General features: G+C 31.6%; 3 protein-coding genes. All 3 read right to left on the reverse strand.

The genetic code is table 11. The annotated features are described in order from the left end of the window. Positions 1-270 precede the first annotated feature (270 nt). The 3 genes from CVU84_17485 to CVU84_17495 all read right to left on the reverse strand — a co-directional run bounded on the left by CVU84_17485 (position 271) and on the right by CVU84_17495 (position 2,285). Positions 271-858 carry a hypothetical protein gene (locus CVU84_17485; GenBank protein PKM93103.1) on the reverse strand — a complete coding sequence of 196 codons (588 nt, stop codon included), beginning with the start codon at positions 856-858 and terminating at the stop codon, positions 271-273. 269 nt (positions 859-1,127) lie between these two features. After that, positions 1,128-1,508, reverse strand: a complete 381-nt coding sequence (locus CVU84_17490; protein ID PKM93113.1) for an N-acetyltransferase — start codon at positions 1,506-1,508, stop codon at positions 1,128-1,130. A 267-nt stretch (positions 1,509-1,775) separates the two neighbouring features. Next, a complete protein-coding gene (locus CVU84_17495) occupies positions 1,776-2,285 on the reverse strand; it encodes a GNAT family N-acetyltransferase (GenBank protein ID PKM93104.1) in 510 nt (169 codons plus the stop codon). Positions 2,286-2,426: the final 141 nt, after the last annotated feature.

The following is a 2,426-nucleotide window of genomic DNA, read 5'->3' on the forward strand; positions in this document are numbered from 1 at the left end:
CATTTTTCAATAATTTGTTTTATTTCCTCTGTATTTGATACTTCTCTGTCTTTTCTTCTCATTATTATTACCTCCTGATCAAAAACACAAATATCTGTCAACTGCACTAGTGTGCAATGTCACATAACGTTTGCGTAGTTGCCGACGTTTATCAGCTCAGTAAACTTCACCTGCCACACACTTAAAGCTGATAAATGTTGGCAACTACTTGTTATGTGATGTTGCACACGGAAGATGCCAATATTCATAAGATTATACTAATAATCTCTTTTACTTGTTGGCTAATATACATTGAACCGCATTCTTTTTTTCTATCCGAATGTTCTTAAATCCCACTGTTTGTAATAAAGATGTCATTGATTCATCTGTTCTATACTTTTTCATATGATATTGTATTTTATATCTCTCTGAGAAAATTATCATTTTCCCTTCTTGTTTTAATGTGCGATATATTTCAGTAAGACCTTTTTCAAGATCGTCCCAAAAATAATGCGAACGAACTGATAATATTAAATCAAATTGGCTTTTTAAAAATGGCAATGATGTAACATTTCCATGAATTATATCTGCTATTCCATTCTTTATAAAAGTTGCATTCTTCCTTTTGGCAACATTGACTGAATCAATAGAATAATCAATTCCTATGACATGATTTACCTTGTTGTTTTTCAGCAGAGTATAAATGGTTTCTCCACCACCACATCCAATATCCAAGACACATCCACTAGGATAGTTTATCTTTTCTAATATCCATTGGTTTAATCCTGAATCCATATGATTCATAATTTTAACCATAATTCTCCCAAGCATACCCGATGGTTTTCCTGATTGTCTGACTAGAGCCTCAATTATTCCCATAATTCATTTCCTTTCAAAATATTGCTGCATATTCATTAATTTATGTTTTTGGTATTAGTGTGCAATGTCACATAACGCTTTCGTTGTTGCCGATGTTCATCAGATCAACAACTCCCGACTTCCAAAAATTAATAGCTGATGAATGTTGGCAATAACTTGTTATGTGACGGAAAAAGGCGGAAACTGCCAGTAGCCATTATTTAAAGCTGGTTCCAAGCATTCAAGAATAGTACTATAGAAACAGCATAGTTATCAAATTTCAATACGTTCTATAAATACTTCTTAAATCCTTGAACAGTATCCAATGAATATCCTACAGATACATAAAACTTATGTGCTTCTTTTCTATGCTTTAAAGAAACTAACATTGTATAATAGCAATCCTTTTCTCTTCCTATTCTCTCAATTTCCTTTATTAATTCTTTTCCTATGTTTTTACCTCTCATAGTACTTTTAACCACCATATTCTCTATAACCATAAATGGCTTACACTCGCTGACAATATCTTTGCAAATGATACCCATTACTGTTCCTACAAGTTCATTATTATACTTTGCACCAAGCAAAAAATAATCAGGATTCGATTTAATCCAATTGTAATTAATGACCATCTTATCATAATTCGTATTATTTCCTGATAATTCCTCCATTAACACAGATAGTTCTTCTAAATCCTTAGTTCCAATTTCTTCTATAATAATCAAAATGTCCCTCCTACTTTTTATTTCACACCATCTCTTTGTAAGATAGTTAGCCTTTTTCTGTCACATAACTCTCGCGTATTGACGACGTTCATCAGCTAATTTATATCAATTTCACATCAGCCTATAAGGCTGATGAATGTTGTCAATATATTGTTATATGATGCTCCCCACGGAAACTTCCAAAAGCAATTAATCGTAATTCATTCAATTCCTTTAAATAACTTCAGGTGAAACAATATTTATCTTCTCAAGAAAAAGAAATTTTACCTTATCACTTAGTAATTCTTCTTTGAAAATTTTGTAGCCTAATTTCCTATAAAAATATATGTTTTTTTCGTCTTTAAACCCTGTATACAATTCAAATTTACTACATTTCGGATAACTACTTTCGATATCATTCATCAATCTTCTCCCTATACCCTTATTCTGGAAATTTGGATGAACTATAACCCTACCTATGTAACATACATTATCTTTTTCATATGCTCTTATACTACCAATAATTTTCGATTCTTCTACGGCTTTTAATATTAAGCCATGTGAAAATTCTTCTTGTAACTCTTCTATTGTCTGTACCATCGGAGGAATTTTGTAGTCATTGTATCGTACAGCATTCTCTTTATAGCATAGCTTCTGCAATTCCAAAATTATGGAAAGTTCCTTTAAATCTACATTTTCAATTTTGAGTTGATTGTTTTCGTTATTTTCAACAACATTTCTCATTTTATCATCCTCTTGTCTTTTAAATTAGTGGGGAGTGTCATATAACGGACGGGGTATTGGCGACGTTCATCAGCTCAATTACTTATAATTATAAATTAAACTAAACTGATGAATGTTGCCAATATCATGTTATGAGACGGC

The organism is Firmicutes bacterium HGW-Firmicutes-1, from assembly GCA_002841625.1.
In the GTDB taxonomy this organism is placed as follows: Bacteria; Bacillota; Clostridia; order Lachnospirales; family Vallitaleaceae; genus HGW-1.